The 19,436-nt window shown below is 70.9% G+C and carries 14 protein-coding genes and 4 pseudogenes; 10 read left to right on the top strand and 8 right to left on the bottom strand.

Going from position 1 to position 19,436, the window contains the following annotated elements:
* The first annotated feature begins 192 nt into the window (after positions 1 to 192).
* The 3 genes and pseudogenes from ACIQ8B_RS24640 to ACIQ8B_RS24630 all read left to right on the top strand — a co-directional run.
* Positions 193 to 908: pseudogene (locus tag ACIQ8B_RS24640) on the top strand (IS6 family transposase).
* A gap of 223 nt (positions 909 to 1,131) precedes the next feature.
* Positions 1,132 to 1,587 (top strand): hypothetical protein, encoded by a 456-nt coding sequence (locus tag ACIQ8B_RS24635; protein WP_403549661.1) that lies wholly within the window; start codon positions 1,132 to 1,134, stop codon positions 1,585 to 1,587.
* Between the two features lie 339 nt (positions 1,588 to 1,926).
* A pseudogene (locus tag ACIQ8B_RS24630) lies at positions 1,927 to 2,220 on the top strand (transposase); the annotation flags it as partial.
* 243 nt (positions 2,221 to 2,463) lie between these two features.
* Here ACIQ8B_RS24630 and ACIQ8B_RS24625 read toward each other — a convergent pair.
* The 4 genes and pseudogenes from ACIQ8B_RS24625 to ACIQ8B_RS24610 form a co-directional block, all read right to left on the bottom strand.
* Positions 2,464 to 3,194: pseudogene (locus tag ACIQ8B_RS24625) on the bottom strand (phosphotransferase).
* 45 nt (positions 3,195 to 3,239) lie between these two features.
* Positions 3,240 to 3,626, bottom strand: a complete 387-nt coding sequence (locus ACIQ8B_RS24620; RefSeq protein WP_403549659.1) for an SCO0607 family lipoprotein — start codon at positions 3,624 to 3,626, stop codon at positions 3,240 to 3,242.
* A 1,638-nt stretch (positions 3,627 to 5,264) separates the two neighbouring features.
* A complete protein-coding gene (locus tag ACIQ8B_RS24615) occupies positions 5,265 to 5,660 on the bottom strand; it encodes a CAP domain-containing protein (RefSeq protein ID WP_403549657.1) in 396 nt (131 codons plus the stop codon).
* A 412-nt stretch (positions 5,661 to 6,072) separates the two neighbouring features.
* A complete protein-coding gene (locus tag ACIQ8B_RS24610; RefSeq protein WP_290011452.1) occupies positions 6,073 to 6,993 on the bottom strand; it encodes a LysR family transcriptional regulator in 921 nt (306 codons plus the stop codon).
* Between the two features lie 144 nt (positions 6,994 to 7,137).
* On the opposite strand from ACIQ8B_RS24610, the gene ACIQ8B_RS24605 reads away from it, so the two are divergent.
* The 7 genes and pseudogenes from ACIQ8B_RS24605 to ACIQ8B_RS24575 all read left to right on the top strand — a co-directional run.
* Positions 7,138 to 7,812, top strand: coding sequence for an FMN-dependent NADH-azoreductase (locus ACIQ8B_RS24605; protein ID WP_403549655.1), 675 nt, complete (start codon positions 7,138 to 7,140; stop codon positions 7,810 to 7,812).
* Positions 7,813 to 8,700: 888 nt separating this feature from the next.
* Positions 8,701 to 9,150, top strand: a complete 450-nt coding sequence (locus ACIQ8B_RS24600; protein WP_403549653.1) for a DUF5707 domain-containing protein — start codon at positions 8,701 to 8,703, stop codon at positions 9,148 to 9,150.
* A gap of 307 nt (positions 9,151 to 9,457) precedes the next feature.
* Positions 9,458 to 10,078 (top strand): TetR/AcrR family transcriptional regulator, encoded by a 621-nt coding sequence (locus ACIQ8B_RS24595; protein WP_403549651.1) that lies wholly within the window; start codon positions 9,458 to 9,460, stop codon positions 10,076 to 10,078.
* A 53-nt stretch (positions 10,079 to 10,131) separates the two neighbouring features.
* Positions 10,132 to 11,460: a M14 family zinc carboxypeptidase gene (locus ACIQ8B_RS24590; protein WP_403549649.1), complete on the top strand. Its 1,329-nt coding sequence runs from the start codon at positions 10,132 to 10,134 to the stop codon at positions 11,458 to 11,460.
* A gap of 262 nt (positions 11,461 to 11,722) precedes the next feature.
* Complete coding sequence (locus ACIQ8B_RS24585) at positions 11,723 to 13,780, top strand: ATP-binding protein (RefSeq protein ID WP_403549647.1); 2,058 nt, start codon at positions 11,723 to 11,725, stop codon at positions 13,778 to 13,780.
* Between the two features lie 512 nt (positions 13,781 to 14,292).
* Positions 14,293 to 14,475: a hypothetical protein gene (locus tag ACIQ8B_RS24580; RefSeq protein ID WP_403549645.1), complete on the top strand. Its 183-nt coding sequence runs from the start codon at positions 14,293 to 14,295 to the stop codon at positions 14,473 to 14,475.
* Between the two features lie 504 nt (positions 14,476 to 14,979).
* Positions 14,980 to 15,141: pseudogene (locus tag ACIQ8B_RS24575) on the top strand (S8 family serine peptidase); the annotation flags it as partial.
* 582 nt (positions 15,142 to 15,723) lie between these two features.
* Here ACIQ8B_RS24575 and ACIQ8B_RS24570 read toward each other — a convergent pair.
* The 4 genes from ACIQ8B_RS24570 to ACIQ8B_RS24555 form a co-directional block, all read right to left on the bottom strand.
* Positions 15,724 to 17,193, bottom strand: coding sequence for an MFS transporter (locus ACIQ8B_RS24570; RefSeq protein ID WP_403549643.1), 1,470 nt, complete (start codon positions 17,191 to 17,193; stop codon positions 15,724 to 15,726).
* Between the two features lie 127 nt (positions 17,194 to 17,320).
* The gene (locus ACIQ8B_RS24565; protein WP_403549641.1) at positions 17,321 to 17,908 is read right to left on the bottom strand and encodes an isochorismatase family protein; all 588 of its coding nucleotides are present in this window, start codon (positions 17,906 to 17,908) and stop codon (positions 17,321 to 17,323) included.
* Between the two features lie 269 nt (positions 17,909 to 18,177).
* Complete coding sequence (locus ACIQ8B_RS24560; RefSeq protein ID WP_403549639.1) at positions 18,178 to 18,666, bottom strand: MarR family winged helix-turn-helix transcriptional regulator; 489 nt, start codon at positions 18,664 to 18,666, stop codon at positions 18,178 to 18,180.
* A gap of 197 nt (positions 18,667 to 18,863) precedes the next feature.
* The gene (locus ACIQ8B_RS24555) at positions 18,864 to 19,331 is read right to left on the bottom strand and encodes a cupin domain-containing protein (RefSeq protein ID WP_403549637.1); all 468 of its coding nucleotides are present in this window, start codon (positions 19,329 to 19,331) and stop codon (positions 18,864 to 18,866) included.
* Between the last annotated feature and the right edge of the window lie 105 nt (positions 19,332 to 19,436).

The following is a 19,436-nucleotide window of genomic DNA, read 5'->3' as shown; positions in this document are numbered from 1 at the left end:
CCGGAAACGCTGCGCTCCGCTACAGCCAGCGTTGTAGCCGAGTTGAAGTCCTACGAGGTTCCGGCTGAGTGCGTGCGTCTGGGGCTCGCGCCGGGTGAAGAAGACGAAGCTTTCAGGAGCAAGTTCCGCTACGGGCGCTGTCACATTGGTTGGCCGGGGGGATGATCTCCTGGTTGACCGTGCTGGAGGGGGCTGTCCGTGGGGGCCGTGCCGCTGTCGTACAAGGGGCACCGGTACCCGGTCGAGGTGATCTCCCACTGTGTGTGGCTGTACTTCCGTTTCCCGCTGTCGTTGCGCGAGGTCGAGGAGCTGACGCTCGAGCGCGGGATCGTCGTCTCCTACGAGACGGTGCGCCGCTGGTGCGCCAAGTTCGGGTCGGCCTACGCAGGCGCGCTGCGCCGTCGGCGGCCTCGGCCTGGGGACAAGTGGCGCCTGGACGAGTTCTTCATCAAGATCAACGGGCGGTTGCAGTACCTGTGGCGGGCGGTCGACCAGGAGGGCAGCGTCCTGGACATCCTGTGCAGAACCGCCGGGACAAGGCCTCGGCCAGGCGCTTCTTCCGCAGGCTTCTGAAGAAGACCGGCGCGGTGCCGCGGGTGATCGTCACCGACAAGCTCCGCTCCTACGGCGCCGCCCACCGGGAGGTCATGCCCTGCGTCGAACACCGGCAGTCGCAGTACCTGAACAACCGGGCGGAGAACAGCCACCAGCCCACCAGGCAACGCGAGCGGGCGATGAAAGGCTTCCGCTCGGCGGGCGGAACACAGCGGTTCCTCTCCGCGTTCAGCGGCATCTCAGCCCACTTCCGGCCCCGCCTCCATCTGATGACCACTGCTGCCCACCGAGCCGAGATGACCGTCCGCTTCGCAATCCGGGAGCAGATCACCGGCGTCGCCACCGCGGCCTGAGCACAGCCCGGAACCAGGCCCCATCAGGCCGTGACGCACCATCAGCGACCGCCCGCCCAACAACGTGACAGCGCCTTCACCGGAGACTGAGTGTGCCGCGGCGTGAACCACCATGCACGAGTCGTCGTAGAACGCAGGCAGAGACGGCACACACGTCTCGGCCGGTAGGACACGGACAAGTGGAGCAACTATGGCAACACCACGGAGCAAGGTCGCCAAGGGCATGACCATCCTCGCTTCAGCTGCAGCGATGGTCGGCCTGTCGACACCGGCACACGCCGACACACATTGGACAGGAGTGAAGCAGTATCTGAAGAACTCATCCACCGGGCGGTGCCTGACCCCCATCAGCAGCGGCGGTTCCAACCTCGTCCACACCGGTGCCTGCTCCGGATGGAAGTGGATGCAGGGAACCGACAGGGCCGGAATCCGGTACACGGCCGACAGCGGCGCGTCATGCCTCGACAACAATGGCAAGGACGTCTATGTCCTGTCGTGCACCTTCAACTTCGAGGGCATGAACTGGTGGCCTGTGGCTGAAGGTCCCGGAATGGTGATCTTCAATTCCGACAGGACGAAAGTACTGACCGGCTGGAACGACGGCAAGGTGACTGTCGAGCCCCCTGTGTACGACACATCCTCACCGACTTACCGGAAGCAGCACTGGAACTGGGCGTAGAGAGAGGAAAGGCCGCCCATTCTTCTCGATACGCTGTACGTCCTGCATTCCGGGAGGCATGCATGAATGCTGCGGGCCCGGAGTGCAGGCGAAGTGGGCAACGCCTTCGACCGAGAGAACCACTCCGGCATCTTCCACTCCCAGATCCCACCGACGAGGGACGCGTGGCCACGCCATTTCTCGGCACCGAGAACGGGGTTGCGTACATGTTCTACGAAGCCGGTCCACGGCTCAGAGCCCGCATCTGCATCGCCCGCCAAGCCTGACCTTCCGCCTTGGGCGCAGGGGGCGAGATCATTTGGCACTGGTCCGGTGGCTTTCGGCCGCGCCTCATGACTCCTGCCGAGAGAGGCTTCTGGTCCGCCGCTGCTGCCGGTCGTCCCTTACGGTCCGCGGCGTCCAGGTCGCAGGCGTCTTGATAGCCACAAGGTGCTGTGCGGGATCCTGGTCGTGCTGTGCACCGGCATCCGCTGGGTGCCCCAGGAACCGGGCTTCGGTTCGGGAATGGCCTGCCGGCGACGGCTGCGGGACGGGAACGAGGCCGAGGTCCGGCAGCGCCTGCACGAGCTGCTGCTTTCCGAGCTGCGGGCCGCAGACCTGCTGGACTTCTCCCGCGTCGCGGTCGACTCCAGCCACCATCCGCGCGACCGCGGCTATGACCACGAGGTCTACCGGGAAAAGGTCCGCCGGTTCCAGATCACCCCGCACTGGATCCGCGACGGGGTCCACCATGCGTTCTTCACCCTCGGCTGCGCCGTCATCTGCTGGCGACGACTGCGCACCGCACTCTGCTGAGAGGAAGAGCGGGCGATCGTCCCAGGGGATGGCCTGCTCGATGCGTCAGAACGCCTACGTGGCAGTCGGGCCCGCGCAGCCTCACATCCGGGATCTCAGCACGTCGGCTTCACAGCCCGGCGCGAAGGGGTCGAAGCCGTGCTCGATCAGCCAGCGAACTGCCAGCAGGCTTCGTAACGACCACCACGCTTGGATCGCGTCGAGGTCGATGTCAATGCCGTAGCCGGCGATCACATCATCGAGGTGTTCCTCGTGTCCGGGTGTGAAGGTGGCGAGGTCGTACAGGGCATCACCCTGGCCCGCCTCGGACCAGTCGATGATGCCGCTGACCTCGTCGCCGTCGACGAAGACGTGCGCGATCCGCAGGTCGCCGCGTGTGAACGCCGGAGTCCACGGCCGGAGTGCGGCCCCGGCGACCTGGCGGTTGCGGGTGACCAGATCAGCGGGCAGGACACTGTTCGTCACGAGCAACTCGCACTCGTCGTCGAGTTCCGCCGCCAGCGCGACGACGCTCCGGCCGGCCCGGCCCGGCAGGCCCGGCAGAGGCGCCTCACGCAGCTTGCGGATGGCGGCGCCCGCCGCGGCCCACGCCGCCGACCCGCCGAGGCGTCCAAGCGTCGTCCCGGGAGTGCGGCGATCGCGAGCACGTGCGGTTTGCGCCACAGGACCTTCGGGGTCGGGAGCGGCGCGAGGAACATCGCTTCGATCTCGACGTCGATGCGTCCCTGATCGGCGTCCACCTTCAAGAACACGGCACCGACGCGCGGAGTCGCGCGCTCGGAATGAGCGACGACGACTTCGACCTCATCCATGGACGACCAGTATCCCGGGGATGATCGCCGACGTCGCCAGGTTCATCACTCCTCTCGAGATGTGTCGGTGGGATCACTCCCCTTGATCTCGCGTCCCTTTGCGTCGAGGGCGTGCTCCATCCAGTACGTGTCCCACTTGTCCCCGACATTCTTGGGCACCTTACCCTCGGGGTAGCGGACGTATCCGTCGGACGGCTTGTCCCCATCAGACACGCAGTCGCCGGCGCCGGCGTGGCCCACGGCGGCCACCGGGTAATCGCCGTCTCCGCAGACCGCGTCCTGGGTGGAACAGCCGGTGAGGGCCAAGACGGATGCCCCCAGCGCAAGCAGTAGCACTGTGGGGCGGGACAGGGACCGGGCATGGTTCAGCACGGGAATCTCCTTCTGGTTGGCTTGCGTTCGAAAGGTGGCGGTCCTCAGCTCAGTGCTCACCTCCCTCCGTCGAGTCCTCTGGGGCAGGACCGTGTGCCGGTGGACAGGTGGTTCGCCGTTGGCACCACCTCCTTGGCGTCAGGGGCCGCTGGCCCGCCCCGTGGTGGTTGGTGGTGAGCGGAACCGTGGTGCTCCACCCTTGCTCTGCGGCAGTCCCACCATCGTGACCGTGGTCGTCTCGGTGGTGAGGTTCACATGCATCGGGTACCGCTTTCGTTCGGTCCGGGCCGTGGGATGAGCGTGGAACTCGGGACTGCCTGCCGCGTGGTCCGCGGCTGTTGACAGCCCCGCTTGCCGGCATGACTCCAGCATTCCGTCCACAGCGGGCCGCTTCGTCGCCCGTGGGGACGAACGCGGCCTCTGCCTCTGGGTGGAGAGACGTTCCGCCCTCAGGAACATGAGGCGCCGCACCGCTCCCTGGCGCCACGTGGCGCCTTCACGGACCATGGATGAGCGCGACGCCCCAGCCCAGCGAGACCACGGCCTGCACATCACCGGTGTCACAGACCACGTCGCGCACGAAGCCCGCGTCGGTGCAGACACGCAGCCCCAGCCGAGCTGGGTCAGTGGTGGAGTTCGGCCCACGCGGTGCTCTTCTGCTCGCCGTCGTCGACATCATCGGCCTGTACCTCTTCGCGCCCGTCGTCAAGCGCGAGTTCGGCCCCTCGGACGCATCTTGCTCGCCGGGTCGGCGACCAGCACGCCGCTCACGGCGTCGCCGTACGCAACGGGAGGCCCCTGGTGCTGCAGTTCTTCGTGCCGGCGTCGCGGTCGTCCCGCCCGGTGCCTGCCTCCGTGCATGGTGCCCGCGGCCTTCGTGGCCCTCCCGCAACTGCCCCTGACGGCGAACGGCAAGCTCGACCGGACCGCGCTGCCCGCCCCGGCGACGACCGCCGGCGACGCGACCCTCCGAAGGGCTGCCTCGAAGAGGCCCGGGTCGACCTCCCCGTGAACCTCCACGTACTCACCCATGTTGTAGATCGGATTGTCCGGATTCAGCTGGTGCGCGTGCCCTACGCCAAGCTGTCCGGCCATCAGCTCACGACTTCCATCACGCGATCCAGACATCTCCGCACCTCGGTCAACGCTCGTGCTTCGCTACCAGGAAAAACCGGTCAGGCAAGGGGGCAGCAATGTCATCGGGTGGGCACGCACCACCACCGTCGAGGTGTCCGCGCTTGATCACTGGAACGTCCGGATACGGACGCCGGTTCACCAGCGGTCCAGAAGCGGATCGGGGCGTTCGGCTGGAAGCCGCTACGCGGGTGCACCGGAGCGCCGGCGACCGTCGCGTGCAGGGAGGCCGATCGCCCGGTGCTCGCTCGTGCCGCGAGGTACGAGCGCCCATCTCGTGTCCCTGTGGCGTCCGGTCGGGGCCGCCTTCGGACGCGCAAGACCACACCGGGCCGGTGAGGCATTGGATCCCATTCACCTACTGTTCGTCACGAGACGGAAGAAGACCCTCTCCGCGATGAACCGCACCGGCGTCCCGGGCGTTGTGACGGGTGCCGGTTCCGGTGCACGTCCCCCGAGCCTGGAACCGGCACCCGCGCGGTCGCGGCGGGAAGCCCGCTCCCGTGGCGCAGGACGACCACTGGAGGAGAGGCGGTGTCCTGGCACTGCGGCTTCCCTCCCGGGTCACACGTAGCCGAAGTTCTGCGTCCACCACCCCAGCCGGTCACCCCGCTCCCGGAACAGGCCCGCCCCGATGGCGCGGAAGTCGGGGCCGAGGATGTTCACCCGGTGTCCCGGCGAAGCCATCCAGGCCCGGACCACCTCCAGCGCGTTGGGCAGGTGGACGGCCATGTTCTCGGCGCCGGGGAAGGGGTGGCCGGCCACCCGCATCCGGTTGGCGGGGGACGTGCCGTCGGGGTCGAGATGGGCGAAGAAGTCCCGGACCGCCATCGCCTCGCTGTGCGTCCGGGACGACTGCCGCAGCATCTCCTCCGTCGGCAGGGCGGCCAGCCCGGCGGTTTCACGCTCCTGGTTCACCAGCCGGACGACGCAGTCCTCCAGGAACCGGCGCCGGGACACGACGAGAGGGCGCCGCGGGCTCACGCGGTGCCCGGCCGAGGAGGACCCCGGAAGGAAACCGCAGTCCCTTGCCGTCGTCCTCCCACTGCTCGTCCCACTCGCCGCTCTCCACCCGCCAAACCTACGCCGCCGCCTCCGGCGAGGATTGTCGCCTCAGGCCTCGGGGACCGTACGACTTCGCTCGCGGAGGCAGCGGCGTTGCCGTGGCCGCGTCGAGTCCCGCCTCGCACAAGCTGTCGTGGGCGGCCGGTGTCCGCCGGCCTTCGGAAAGGACCGTACGGGAGGGTTCCGGCGCCCCGTGCCGTCCGGTCCGCCTCCCCCTGAGCTACGACGGGTGCCGCCACCGGTTCGGCCGCTCGGGGAACCCGCGCCTCGCCGGGCGGTACGAGTCCGTACCGCCGGCGCGTCCGAGCTAATGGGGCGGCGAGGGAGCCAGCAGGCCGGCGGCCTCTCGCAGAGCGGGCAGCAGCGCTGCCACCGGCGGGCTGTTCAGGGCACCTTCACGGACCACCAGAGTGGTGTGGCGGCGCAGCCGGTGTCCTTGGACCGGGACGCGAACCACGGGGTGGCCCGCCCGGTCGGGGGCCAGGTCGGGGACGAGCGCGACGCCCCAGCCCAGGGAGACCAGACCGAGGACCGCCTGCATGTCACCGGTGTCGCAGACCACGTCGGGCACGAAGCCCGCGTCGGCGCAGACGTGCAGTCCCAGCCGGCCGAGGTCCGTAGTGCGGTCCAGCACCCAGGACTCGTCGGCGAACTCGGCCAGCGGACGGGGCTCGGTGCTCCGGGCGAGGGGGTGACCGGGAGCGACGGCGAGCCGGATCTCGTCGGTGAGCAGTTCCTCCTCGTACAGGCCGGGTCTGCCGGTCACCGGAACATGCGAGTAACGGGCGGCGAGGGCGACGTCGAGTTGGCCCAGCCGAACGCCCTCCCGGCCGCCCGCCGGCGTGACGCCGTGCAGGGTGACACGCAGCCGCGGGTGCAGGGAGCGCAGGCGGGTGGCAGCGGGTGCCACCAAGGACGGCCCTTCGTGCAGCGGTACGCCGATGCGCAAGGTGCCGGTGATCACGCCGTCACGGGCGTGCAACTCCGCTTCGGCAGCCTCCAACTGGCCGATGATCCGATCCGCATGGCGGACCAGAAGATGTCCGGCGGCGGTGAGTTCGACCCGGTTACCGCTGCGGTCGAGAAGAGTCGCGCCGGTCTCGGCCTCCAGGGAGGTCAGTTGCTGCGAGACGGCGGAGCGGGTGTAGTTGAGCGCTCGGGCCGCGGCGACGATGGACCCACGAGCTTCGACCTCACGCAACAGCAGCAGTCTGTGCACATTCAGCATCGCCGCCTGCCACCGTCACTTTCGCTTACGCCGATGATCGGATACCGTCACGCCAGTTTACGCCGCACCGGGCCAGGCAGCACTTTCAATGGGAGGCGGAAAGCAGAGAGTCCTCTGCTCATCTCTCGCTCGAAAGGCACGGCCATGCCCACCCTGCTGCACATCGATTCCAGTCCCCGCCCGGACTCGGTCTCTCGTCAGGTCTCCGCCGAGTTCGCCCGCACCTGGCGCAAGGGCAACCCCGAAGGCCGGTACGTCTACCGCGACCTGGCGGCCGACCACGTGCCGCACATCGACGCCGCCCAGATCGCGGTCATGCACCGGCTCGAGACGGAAGGCATCCGGGACCTGGGGACGGCCCGGGACGCCGCCCGGACACCGGAGGAGGAGGCGAGCTGGGCGGTGACGTGGCCGCTGGTCGAAGAACTGCTGGCGGCGGACACCATCCTGCTCGGTGTGCCGATGTACAACTTCTCCGTGCCGTCCACCTTCAAAGCCTGGTTCGATCGCATCATGATCGCGCCACTGATCGTCTCCCAGGGTGCTGACCGGGGTCCGCTGTCCGGCAAGAAGGTCGTGGTGGCGTCCGCGCGCGGCGGCGCCTACGGGCCGGGCACGCCGCGTCGCGACTTCGACCACCAGGAGCCGTACCTGCGGGCAGCGCTCAGCATGGTGGGGCTCTCCACCGACCTGATCTTCCTGCACGCGGAGATGACGAAGGCGTCGCATGTGCCGCGGCTCGCGCAGTTCAAGGACATGGCTGCCGCGTCGTACGAGAGCGCGATGGACGGTGCCCGCTCCCACGCCACGCTCACCTGACGATCCCGTCCGAGGATCCGGCCGGGGGTGCCGGATCGCCCGCGTCCGGACCGCCCGGCCCGATGGCCGATGTCGCGGAACCGGCCGGGCCGCCGCATCGTCGCGCCGGAGTCACCGGCCGGTCAGCTGCTTCGGCATGGGCGCCCCGCGTGTCACACCACGTCGCCCGACGGCGGGAGCCCGCCGGCGCCCCTCGTGCTCACGGCAGACGTCTCTCGAAGCCGCCTGCCTCGCACTGGTCGCCGCGGCTCGGCCGGCCAGACGAAGGACGGGCATGCAGCAAGTGGCTGACGAGTCGGGGGAGGGGTCCGCGCAGCGCTTGGAAGCGTCGTACGGGGCGTGCCGCGCACACCGCCCTGCGACGGGCCCGGGCCACCTCCGGCACCCTCGCCCGTCGTCTCCACGCGGTCGTCGGCCGGGAAGATCCGCGTCTGTGGCAGGCCAGGCAACGCCGTGACCGCCTGAACGCGACGCCCGGACGCCCCGGGCGAGAACCCGCCAGAGCGCGGGCGTCACCGCAAGGGTGACGCGGTCGTCCCGCATCGACGACCGCGTCAGCCCGGTCGGTACCGACAGCTGGGCGGAACAAGGACACGTCACCGCAGGCCGGCGACGCCCGGCAGTCCGGTAGCCTTCCCGCCCCGGCGCTCCGGCCGCGGCTACGCCCGGGCGGCGAACCGGCCAGTGGGCTCTCCACCTCTGGTTAGAGGGGGCAATCGTCCGGCCGCCCGACGAACGGGCCGTGCCCGGCGCAATAGCCTCGAGCACATCGGGGAAACCGGCCGACCACCGATGTCAGCAGCGGCTCTTCGCTCCGGCATCTGCCGCTCCCCCGCCCTTCCGCGGACACACCGTGCCCGCTCCTATCCGTATTCGAGGGAGATCCCCATGTCCAAGCGCATCATCGTCTCGTCGCTCGTCGGTGCCGCCGTCATCAGCGGTGTGGCCGCCGGCGGTCTCGCCCTGGCGTCGACCACCACGCCACCGACCGTGGAAAACAGCTCGGCCCGCTACACCGCTCCCTTCGACGGCGGCACCGGCTCGGTCACCTTCACCGCGGACGTGAACGACGACTCAGGCGTCCGGAACATGAAGGTCATCGCCTGGCCGGCGAGTTCGAAGCTCGACCCGACCAAGGCCGAACTCCGGCACGTGGACAGCGCCACCTGCCGGAGCACCTCCCCCACGGCTTCCCACTGCACCTACACCCTGAAGGTCACCGAGGAAGAGGCAGCCGAGCTGGACCAGGGCACCTGGTACGTGTCGGCGCTGGCGACGGCCAAGGACGGCGGCACGGTGTTCCTGCCCCGTGCCGCGACCTTCTCCGTCACACGCTGACCCACCGCGACCGACCGTCCCCACAGTGGGGCCGCAGCTCGTCCGGCCAGGCAGCACCCTCCCCGGACCGGCTGCCGGCCCCTGGGCGGACGTCTCACCCGTCCCGCACCGTCACCGGCCCCGACGCTCGCCGGCGGACCAATGGTCCTGCTGGCCCGACGGAGTCAGGCACGAGGACGGTGACACCACCACCGCCAGGCCGACGAGCCCACGGCATCCCGGTCCCGGCCCCTCACGAATTTCGTAATGGTGTTACGGCAATAACGTTGTTACGGTTGTGCCCTCACCCCGAGAGCGAGGACGACCGGTGACAGGACGCAGAGCCGAGGCGCGGCGCCGGAACAGGAAAGCCCTGATCGCCGCCGCCGAGCGGCTGTTCACGGCTCACGGCTACCGGGACGTCGGCGTCCAGACGGTCGCCCACGCCGCGGACCTGACCAGCGGAGCCATCTACTCGATCTTCGGATCCAAGCTGGATCTCCTGCTGGCCGTGCTCGACCACCGGCTCGACGGGCTCGACGCCGCGCTGACCGAGGTGGACGGTGATCGGACGACCACCGTCACCGCCGTGGTGAGGGCCTACGCCGAGGAGTACCACCGCGTCGTCACCTCGCGGGACGGACGCAGGGCCCTGCGGCTGGAGGTGGACGTGCTGGCCGTCGTCCTGCGGGACGAGGACGGATCCGCGGACCGGCTCCGCCCGGCCACTCGCCGCGACGAGCGCCTGGGTTCGGTCCTGACCGGCAGGACCGTCGCCGAGGACGACGACCGCAGGCTCACGGGCCGCCAGGCCGCACAGCTCGCCTCGGCGGTCTCCGCACTGCTGCGCGGCCTGGCCCAGCAGCAGGCACTCGCGGGCGGCACCTCCACCCCGGACCGGTGGGCCGACCTCGCCGTCGCGCTGATCGCAGCGGCCGACCGGCCGTGAGCCGACGGGTCCGCCGGGCGTCGGCATCTCACCATCGAAAGGTCATGGACCCCATGGATCACGGATACCAGCCCGGCCCGATCGACCGGCTGCTGACGGTCGACGAACTGAACGCCGCCGTCGATGACATCGTCCGGGACTTCCCCCGGCTCTGCCGCCTGCGCCGGATCGGCTCGTCACGCCAGGGTGAACCCCTCACCCTGCTGTCGGTGGGACACGGACCGGAGCAGGTCCTGGTGGTGGGCGGGCCGCACCCCAACGAGCCCGTCGGGCTCTGGACGGTGGTACACCTGGCCCGGCTGGTCGCCGGGGACGAGACGGCGCGGGGCCGCCGCACGTGGAATTTCGTGCCCTGCCTCGACCCCGACGCCACCCGCCTGAACGAGGACTGGTTCGACGGGCCGCTGACCATCCGCCGCTACCACGAGCGGTTCTACCGTCCGGCCCTCGACGACCAGCCGGAGTGGACGTTCCCGGTCCTGGAGGAGGGGGCCTACTTCGACGCGATGCTGCCGGAGACCCAGGCACTGGCGCGCGTCATCGACGAGCTGAAGCCCCGGCTGTCGTACTCCCTGCACAACGCGGACTTCGGCGGGGTGTTCCACATACTCGACCGGGACCTGCCCGGCGCCGCCGCCGCTCTGGGCGAGGTCAGCGCGCGGCGGGGCCTCGCCCTCTCCCAGGGCCCCATGGACACCCTGGGCTGGGAGCAGGCGGGACCCGCGGTCTACCTCATGCCCGAGGCGAAGACACTGGCCGCCGCCGCGGTCCGCGACGACGGCACCGCGCGCTTCGGTTCGTCCAGCTCCCACTACGCCGGCCGGCACGGCGCCACGACACTGATCGTCGAGACACCACTGTGGCGCGACCCCCGCGCGAGCGACGCCGGCACCACCGGCCGCGCCTGCCCCGAGGTGCTGGAGGAGGGTGGCCGGGACCTGGAGGAGACCGTCCGGCGGATCGCGGACGTCGTGGATCCGGTGCAGCCGTTCCTGACCGTGCCCACTCCGCTGCGACGGGCCCTGAGCGGTTCTCTGGAGCAGACGCGAGCGCTGAGGACGGGCTACCGGGCGATGGAATCGGTATGGGCCGGCCGGGACGCCACGGTGGCCGAGGAGTTCACCGTACGGTGCACCGGTCACATGCTGCGGCTCAGGGCCGCCGGCCTGCTCCGCCGGCACCTGGACGTGGAACAGCGCGCCGGCAACCAGCGGGCCGCCGTGCGGACGGCCCGCCGGGAGGCCGACGCGCTGTTCGACCACTGGTGCACGGAAGCCGAGGCCTATCTGGTCGCCGATCCCTACCCTCTGGGTGATCTGGTCGCCGTGCAGGTCGAGGCGGCGCTGGCGGTCGCGGGGTTGCTGGACGCCGAGCCGGCGTGACCGACGGCCTCCTGCCCGCGGGGACCGCACGACGGGGGCGAGCCCTCCTTCCCGCACGGCGGCCGGCGGGGACCGGTCGCCGCTCTTCCCTCGGTCCGCCTCGCGCACCGCGGGGCCGACCGGGGCACGGGGCAGTTCCAGGTGGTGGAAAGATCGGCGAAGTACGTTCCCCTGCCCGGTGGGCGAGTACCGGCGGGGGTACGCAGACGTTCCGGCGGGGGTCCGGGTTCCGGCCCACGACGTGACAGTGAGGGATGCCAAGGTGTGCGCAGACGCGGTGCTCGGCAGGGCGGTGGAGGCCGGGCGCGACCGGGCCTTCGTGGGCCGCGCGATGGAGATCGCACTGTTCCGGGCGGCGCTGGCGGGCGAGCCGGGCGCCAGTCCCGTGCAGTATCTGCACGGGCCGGGAGGCATCGGCAAGTCGACCCTGCTGCGGCGGCTGGCGCGGGAGGCCGCCCGGGCGGGGCGGCCGGTCGTCGAGGTGGACGCCCGTACCGTGACGCCGACACCCCAGGGTTTCGCGGCAGCCGCCGCGGGCTCCCGCGAAGCCGGCGCCGTCCTGCTGGTCGACACCTTCGAGTACTGCCAGGGACTGGAGGGCTGGCTGTCGGAGGAGTTCCTGCCCACCCTGCCCTCGGACGCCGTGGTCGTGGTCGCGGGCCGCCGGCCGCCGAGTGCCCGCTGGCTGTCCGACCCCGGCTGGTCCGGGCTGCTGCACGTCACCGGCCTGCGCAACCTCGCCCCCGGTGACGCGGCCGGGTACCTCGAGGCCCGCGGCGTGCCACATGACTTCCACGAGACCCTGCTGTCCTTCACCGGTGGCAATCCCCTGGGTCTGGCGCTGGCCGCGGCGGTGGCCGTCAAGGAGGACGGGGAGGTGCGGTCCGGCTGGGCGCCGAGCCAGGACGTGATCGCCACGCTGCTGCCCCGGCTGGTGGGTGACATCCCCGGCCCCCGCCACCGCCGCGCACTGGAGATCTGCGCCCACACCTACGTCACCTCCGAGTCCCTGCTGCGGGAGCTGATGGGCGATCAGGCCGCGGAAGTGTTCGCCTGGTTGCGGGACCAGCCGTTCATCGAGTCGACGGACGCCGGCCTGTTCCCGCACGACGTGGTCCGCGAGGCTTTGGAGGCCGATCTGCGCTGGCGCGATCCCGACGGCTTCGCGCAGATGCACGAGACGGTGCACGCGTACTTGGTCGAACGGGTCCGCAGGGTTCCGGAGACCCGAATGCTGCCGGCGACGACCGCCCTGCTGTACCTGTACCGGGCCGAGGCCCTGGTCGACTTCCGCAAGTGGCGGGAGGGCGGGCTCGTCACCGACGAGCCGTATCGGGCCGCCGACCGGGACCGGGTGCTGGAGCTGGCCGAGTCCGCGGAGGGCGCCGAGTCGGCGGCGATCGTGCGCTACTGGCTCGACCGGCAGCCGGAGGCCTTCCGGGTCTACCGCTCCACCCAGGACGGCGAGACCGTGGCCTTCTTCGCCTGGCTGCGCATGGAAACCCCGCCCCCGCCCGGCGCCGACCCGGTCGTGGACGCCGCGTGGGCGCACGCCCGGGCGGGCGCCCCGCTGCGGCCCGGTGAGCACATGGCGATGATGCGGTTCGCCGTGCACCCGGCCCGCTACCAGCGCACCTCCGCGCCGATGGACCTGATGCACTGGAGGGGGCTGGGTGAGATATTCCGCGACGAGCGGCTGGCGTGGTCGTTCGTGGTCAAACGCGACGACGGGCACTGGGACGACTACATGCGTCACTTCGCCATGCCGCGCTCCGGGCGGACCGCGCACGTAGGCTCCCATCGGTACGCGCTGTTCAGTCACGACTGGCGGGCCCAGCCGGTCGGCCCCTGGCTGAAGAGCCGGTCGGAGGCGGTCTTCTCGCACCGCCATGGCGACGGGCGGCCGACGGCACCCACCCGGGCGCGCCAGGAACTGGTGGTGCTGTCCCGGGCGGAGTTCGACGCGGCCGTGCGCGACGCGCTGAAGAACCTGCGGCGGCCGGCGGACCTGGCCGCCAGCCCCCTCAACCGCAGCCGCCTGGTGGTCGAGAGCAGCGTCCCGCTCGCCGGACTGCTCACCGCCGCGATCGACGCGCTGCCCGCGGACCGCTCGTCGGACAAGCACCGGCGGGCACTGCGCACCACCTATCTGACGGGTGCCCCCACCCAGGAGGCCGCGGCCGAACGTCTGGGGCTTCCGTTCAGCACCTACCGCAGGCATCTCACAGCAGGGCTCGGCAGGTTGACGGACGAGTTGTGGCACCGGGAACTGTCCGGGGCGGCAGCGACTTCGGAGGCTTCCCCGGGCCCGCCTGCCTGAACGGCCGGACCGGTTCCGTGGAAACGTGCCGATTCCTTGTCAGGCGGGCCGCCGACGGCGTCCCGTCTCCCGCTACGAGCGGTCGCAGCCTTCCACGCGGCAGTCACGGCGTCGCCGCGGGAAGGGCAGGGACGTCCCGGCCGGCGCTCCGTCTTCGGCGGCTCCGAGCAGGGTACTGAGTGCAGCGGCGACGCCGGCTACCGGAGCGTCATGGAAGCGGAGCTGGAGCTTCGCCGACCGCGTCGCCGCGTGCTGACCGGCTGAGGCACCGTGCGCGCCGCTCCCCATGGCCGGATGCGAATCCCCGGGCCAGTCCGGCCGTAAAGCGTGACGAGCGGTGATGCCGCCCGGCGCCCTCCGGGAGCCGGGAAGGTCACCGTGGGGCTGCCCGGGCGCGGGTGAGACGTACCGCCTCCCGTGCCGGAAGCCGACCGGTGCCGTCTCCCGGTACGGCACGCCTCGCCGTTCCCCACCGCCCGCTGGTTCCCGTCCTCCCGATCCAAGGAGTCGTCATGCGCAGAATTCCCCTCGCCAGACCCGGCCCGGTCATGTTCGCCGTGACCGCAGCCCTGACCCTGGGCGCCCTGCCCGCCACGGCGGCGGTCTCCGCGTCGCCGGACGGCCCGGTCCCACCCCTCCGCCGTCCAGCCGCCCGGCAGCGGCCGCACCCGCACCGTCACCCCCATCACCGGTGACAAGGTCACCGTCTCCACCGCCGCCGACGGCACGGAGGTCCGTTCCTTCGAGGGCGCCGACGGCACCACCACGGGTTTCACCCGCACGGTCGTCGACGGCTCCACCCACGTCTGTCCCGACTCCGTCCTGCCCTACGTCGGCGCGGGAAAGCTGGACCGGCGACTGTTCGACGTCACCCGGCTCATCGCGGACGGCCACGACGACGCGCACTCCTCCCGGCTGCCGCTCATCGTCGGCTGCACCGAGACCGCCGCCAAGTCCCGCCGGCTGCGCGAAGTGCCCGGCTCCCGCGTCGAGCACCGGCTGGACAGCGTGCGGGGCGCGGCCCTGACGCAGGATCGGAAGCGGACCGCGGAGTTCTGGGAGGCGGCCACCGGCGGCCCGGACGCCGCGGCCCGGTCGGGAGGACCGGTCTTCGCCGACGGTGTGGCCAAGATCTGGCCGGACGGCAAGGTGACGGCCGACCTGGCCGAGTCGACCGCGCAGATCGGCGCGCCCGAGGTGTGGTCCGGGGGAACACGGGCGGAGGCGCGAAAGTCGCCGTGCTGGACACCGGGGTGGACCCGGACCACCCCGGCCTCGCGGACCGGATCGACGGCAGCGCCAGCTTCGTCCCCTACGAGGCGGACATCGCCGACTACAACGGCCACGGCACGCACGTCGCCTCGACCGTCGCCGGGAGCGGCACCGCTTCCGGCGGCAAGGAGCGGGGCGCGCCCCCGGCGCGGACGGCGCTGCGCGCCCCGGAGGGGGCCGGTCACGTCACCCTCAGGGTCACTGTCGGGGACAGTGCCGGCAACGGCGTGACCCAGACGATCACCCGGGCCTTCGGCCTGCGCTGCCCCCACGCCCGTGCCCCCCACCGCCGCGTGGGAGCACGGGCCGGGACGGGTGGGGCCGGCGGCTGCGGACGCGGTGCACGGTGCCCCAGTAGAGGGTCAGGAACGCGCGGGCGAACAGGAGGCCGGCCACCTCATGGAGGGGGGTGGGCGGCCGGCCCTGGAACGCGAAGGGCTTCACGGGTCTCCTTGTGCTCACGTCCGGCGACCGCTGTCCGCGCACGAGTTCTCGACGAACCGGAGGCAGCTCACCCGGTCGGATTTGGCCATCGGGTACGTCCTCGGGGTCGCCGGGGTGGGAGCTGCGGCCGGTCCCTCTCGGCGGAAGCGACCGTTCATCGTTTCCTACGGAGCATCCGCGGTCCCGGTTCACTCCGTGACGGGCGTCTTCCACGTGCGCCGGGCGCGTCACCGTGCGGCCGGCTGGGGGAACTTCGGCGCGGTCCGCGCCGTATCGGTCCGGTCGGTGGTGGTGGCGGCCGCGGCAGCCTGCCGGCGTACCCTCCTGGCCAGCAGGGGGACGGCCAGGGCGGTGAGCGTGACGACGGCGCCGCAGACCAGGAACGCGGCGCGGTAGCCGTCGGTCAGCGTTTCGGCGGGGTCGCCGTGGGAGGAGGCGGTCGCCGACGCGGCCAGCGTGGTCAGCAGGGCGAGACCGACGGTGGAACCCAACTGGCGGGTGGCGTTGACCAGTCCGCTGGCGAGGCCGGTGTCGGCGGGCCGGACGCCGGTGACGGCGAGGCCGGTGAGCTGGACGAAGGCGATGCCCGAGCCGAGGCCGATGACGACGACGGGCCCGAGCAGGTTGCCCACGTAGCCGCCGTCTGCGGAGATCCGCCCCAGCCACAGCAGTCCGGCGGCCAGGGCGCCGAGGGAGGCGCCGAGGGTGACGTACGGTCCGAAGCGGCGGGCCAGGCGGGGGGCGAGGACGGAACCGGCGATGTTGGTCGCCGCGAGCGGGAGTTGCGACAGCCCGGTCTCCAGGGGACCGGCTCCGAGGACACGCTGCTGGTAGACGGGCAGGAAGAAGAACATGCCGAGCCAGATGGCGCCGAACAGGGCCATGATGAGGTTGGTCGGCGTGACCAGCCCCTGGGCCAGCAGGCGAGGGGGCAGCAGCGGGGCCGGGTGGCGGGACTCGATGATGCCGAACGACGTCAACAGGACCGCGCCGGCCGCCAGTGAGGCCAGGACGGGCCAGGACGACCACCCGAAGTCCGAGGCGGCGGTCAGACCGTAGATCAGGGTGGTGAGACCGAGGCTCATCGTCAGCGTGCCCGTGAGGTCGAGGCGGCCGCCCGCACGGGCGTCGGCCGGCCCGGCGTCGACGAGGAGGACCGTCGCGACGAGGGCCAGCAGGGTGCCGGCCGCCGAGACGTGGAAGATGGAGGGCCAGCCCCAGCTCTCGGTGAGCAGCCCGCCGATCACCACGCCTGCCGCGCCGCCAGCTCCGGAGACCGCGCCCCACACGCCCAGTGCCCTGCCCCGGCCAGGCCCCGGGGGGAAGAGATGGAGCAGCAGGGCGAGCGACGCCGGGGCCGCCGCCGCCGCACCCACGCCCTGGAGCGCACGTGCGGTGAGCAGGCTCCACGGCTCGGTGGCCAGGCCGGCGGCCAGGGAGGAGACGGTGCACAGGGCGAGACCGCCCAGCAGGAGGCGACGCCTGCCGAGGAGGTCGGCGACCCGGCCGCCGATGAGCAGGAGGGCTCCGAAAGCGAGCCCGTAGGCGTTGACGACCCAGGACATGCCGCTGTCGGCCAGGCCGATGCCCTCCTGGACGGCGGGAAGGGCGACGTTGACGATGGACGTTCCCATGATCACCACGAACTGGGACGCGGCCAGGGCTGTCAGTGCGGGTCCGTACGACGGGGTCTTCACGGCGCCTTCTCGTTTCGCGCGTTCGATGGTCGGACAGGCAGGGGCCGGGGTGAGGGGTGTGATCCCCGCGCCCCGGCCCAGGTGCTCATGCTGGTGGGGCCGGCGCACGCGGCGTGGTGGGCGCTGGTTACGGCTGCGGGATGAGCTCGACGACGACCGGCAGAAGCGCCTGGCCGGCGGGCGAGGCCCAGTTGACGGCGAGTTCGGTCAGCGCGGTGTTGACGGAGGCGATGACCGCGCCGGCGTTCTCCATGCGCCGCAGGGCGGTGTCGTCGGCCAGCTTGGTCATGGAGCCGCCGGCGTCGGCGACCACGCGGACCTTGTAGCCCTCCTCCAGCGCGGTGAGGGTGGGGTAGACGGTGCAGACGTCGTTGGTGACACCCGCGATGATGAGGTTGCGCCGGCCGGTGTTCTTCACGGCGGCGGCGAACGCCGGGTCGTCCATGGAGTTGACCACGCCGGTGCGCTGGACGCGGTCCTTGTACTCCTGCGGGGCGATCTCGGCGAACTCCTCCAGCAGGGGGCCCTGGGCGTGGTCCTCCATGGAGGTGGTCAGCACCAGGGGGATGTCCAGCGCCTTGGCGGCCTTGGCCAGGGCGAGCGCGTTGGCCTTCATTTCCTTGAAGGGGATGGATCCCACCCAGCTCATCGTGCCGACCTGGTGGTCGATGAGGACGATGGCGGTGTCTTCGGGGGTGAAGAGGTCGAGTGCCATGGAGTATCTCCTTGTTGTGGGGTGCAACCAATGGGGTGCAATCTCGCCATCCCGCCCTTTACTTGCTCGAGCAGGTAATTGGAGAGTAGGCCACACCTAGGCACGATGCAAGCCGAGAACCCAAAAAACTTGCCCGGACACCTACAAGGGTTTCAGGGGTACGACTCCGAGGGGCGGGAAACGAGCCCGGACGCGGAAATGGCTGTCCCCGGCCGGTACGGGCCGGGGACAGCCATCCTGTCGGCGCGGGCGCCGTGGCTGCGTGCGCGTCAGTCCCGCGCGCGCAGCTCCTCCGCGGCGGTGAGCAGGTTGCTCTCCACGCCGAGCAAGTGGTCGAGGAGCCGGCCCCGGCTGTCGGCGGGCATGTCGGCGACCGTCAGCTGCTCAAGCCGGCGCCACACCTCCTCCACCTGCCGGCGCAGCGCCTGACTGGCCGCGGTGGGTTCGATCAGGGACGCCCGCCTGTCGGTGGGGTCGGGGCTGCGTCGTACGAATCCGGCCTTCTCCAGCCGCTGGACCGTGCGGGTCATCGTGGCCGCGTCCGAGTCGAGCACCTTGGCCAGTTCCGTCTGACGCTGTGGTCCCGTGTCCCACAGTTGCATCATGACCAGTTCCTGGCCGGGGTACAGGCCCACGTCCCGCAGCAGCATGCCGGCGAGCATGCGGTGCAGACGGGAGACGCGGAAGATCGCGTGGCTGACGGGACCGCTCACCGCGGTGGCCGGCTGTCCGATCTCCCGCTCGGGCACTTCGGGCATGAGCACTACACCTTCTCTCGGAGTGACGACAGACCTCCCGTCGACGACCACCTACTCTAGCCGAATAATGATGTCCGAACAGGTAAAGGGGCCAGGGCGCCATACCGGCGGCAGGGCTTCGCACGGGGGCGGGCGTCATGCCAGACGGCGCGCACACCACAGTGGCGGCGCCACCCGCCGAGGGGCCTTCACCCCTTTCAGCGGGGCGGGCCGAGGACGACCTGGCCGTACTTGTCGGCGGCTTCCGCCATCCTGACCGGGTCCAGCTTGAAGTCCTCCGGCCGCGGCGTCCTGACGTCCCGTCCCGCGTGCCGGAACATGCCCTCCAGACCGCCCGGCGTCGCGATCATGAGCAGGTCGGCGGCGTCGGAGGTGATGCGGTAGCCGTGCGGGATGCGACGCGGGAGGTAGACGATGCCACCCTCGGTCATCTCCATCTGCTCGTCCCCGGCCCACAGCAGGGCGCTGCCCTTGATGAGCATGAAGACCTCGTCCTCACGGGTGTGCATGTGGAAGGGCGGAGCCTCCCCCTTGCCGACCCGGAAGCGGCCGACCGTCAGCTGCCCCTCGGTCGCCTCGCTGTCGAGCAGAACGGAGAACGTACCTCCGTCGATCCATTCGAGCGTCTGTTGCTCGTCCGCCTGAGCCAGGTACGGCATGCTCATGTTGATCATCTTCCTCGTGAAGGGCTCGGCACCGGCCAATCACCCTGCCTCCGATTACCTGTCCGAGCAATTATCTTGACTGTACGACGCTCATCCGCGCACCGC

Origin of the sequence: Streptomyces sp. NPDC096105 (genome assembly GCF_044763335.1) — a bacterium.
GTDB lineage: Bacteria > Actinomycetota > Actinomycetes > Streptomycetales > Streptomycetaceae > Streptomyces.
Note: the sequence above shows the minus strand (reverse complement) of the source record. Positions and strands in the feature narration are given on the sequence as shown.

Excerpts from the sequence above, each read along its gene's own strand:
- ACIQ8B_RS24580 (WP_403549645.1), top strand. The coding sequence starts at position 14,293 with ATGCGCAGAATTCCCCTCGCCAGACCCGGCCCGGTCATGTTCGCCGTG.
- ACIQ8B_RS24610 (WP_290011452.1), bottom strand. The coding sequence starts at position 6,993 with ATGCTGAATGTGCACAGACTGCTGCTGTTGCGTGAGGTCGAAGCTCGT.
- ACIQ8B_RS24590 (WP_403549649.1), top strand. The coding sequence starts at position 10,132 with ATGGATCACGGATACCAGCCCGGCCCGATCGACCGGCTGCTGACGGTC.
- ACIQ8B_RS24565 (WP_403549641.1), bottom strand. The coding sequence starts at position 17,908 with ATGGCACTCGACCTCTTCACCCCCGAAGACACCGCCATCGTCCTCATC.
- ACIQ8B_RS24605 (WP_403549655.1), top strand. The coding sequence starts at position 7,138 with ATGCCCACCCTGCTGCACATCGATTCCAGTCCCCGCCCGGACTCGGTC.
- ACIQ8B_RS24560 (WP_403549639.1), bottom strand. The coding sequence starts at position 18,666 with ATGCCCGAAGTGCCCGAGCGGGAGATCGGACAGCCGGCCACCGCGGTG.
- ACIQ8B_RS24635 (WP_403549661.1), top strand. The coding sequence starts at position 1,132 with ATGACCATCCTCGCTTCAGCTGCAGCGATGGTCGGCCTGTCGACACCG.
- ACIQ8B_RS24600 (WP_403549653.1), top strand. The coding sequence starts at position 8,701 with ATGTCCAAGCGCATCATCGTCTCGTCGCTCGTCGGTGCCGCCGTCATC.
- ACIQ8B_RS24555 (WP_403549637.1), bottom strand. The coding sequence starts at position 19,331 with ATGAGCATGCCGTACCTGGCTCAGGCGGACGAGCAACAGACGCTCGAA.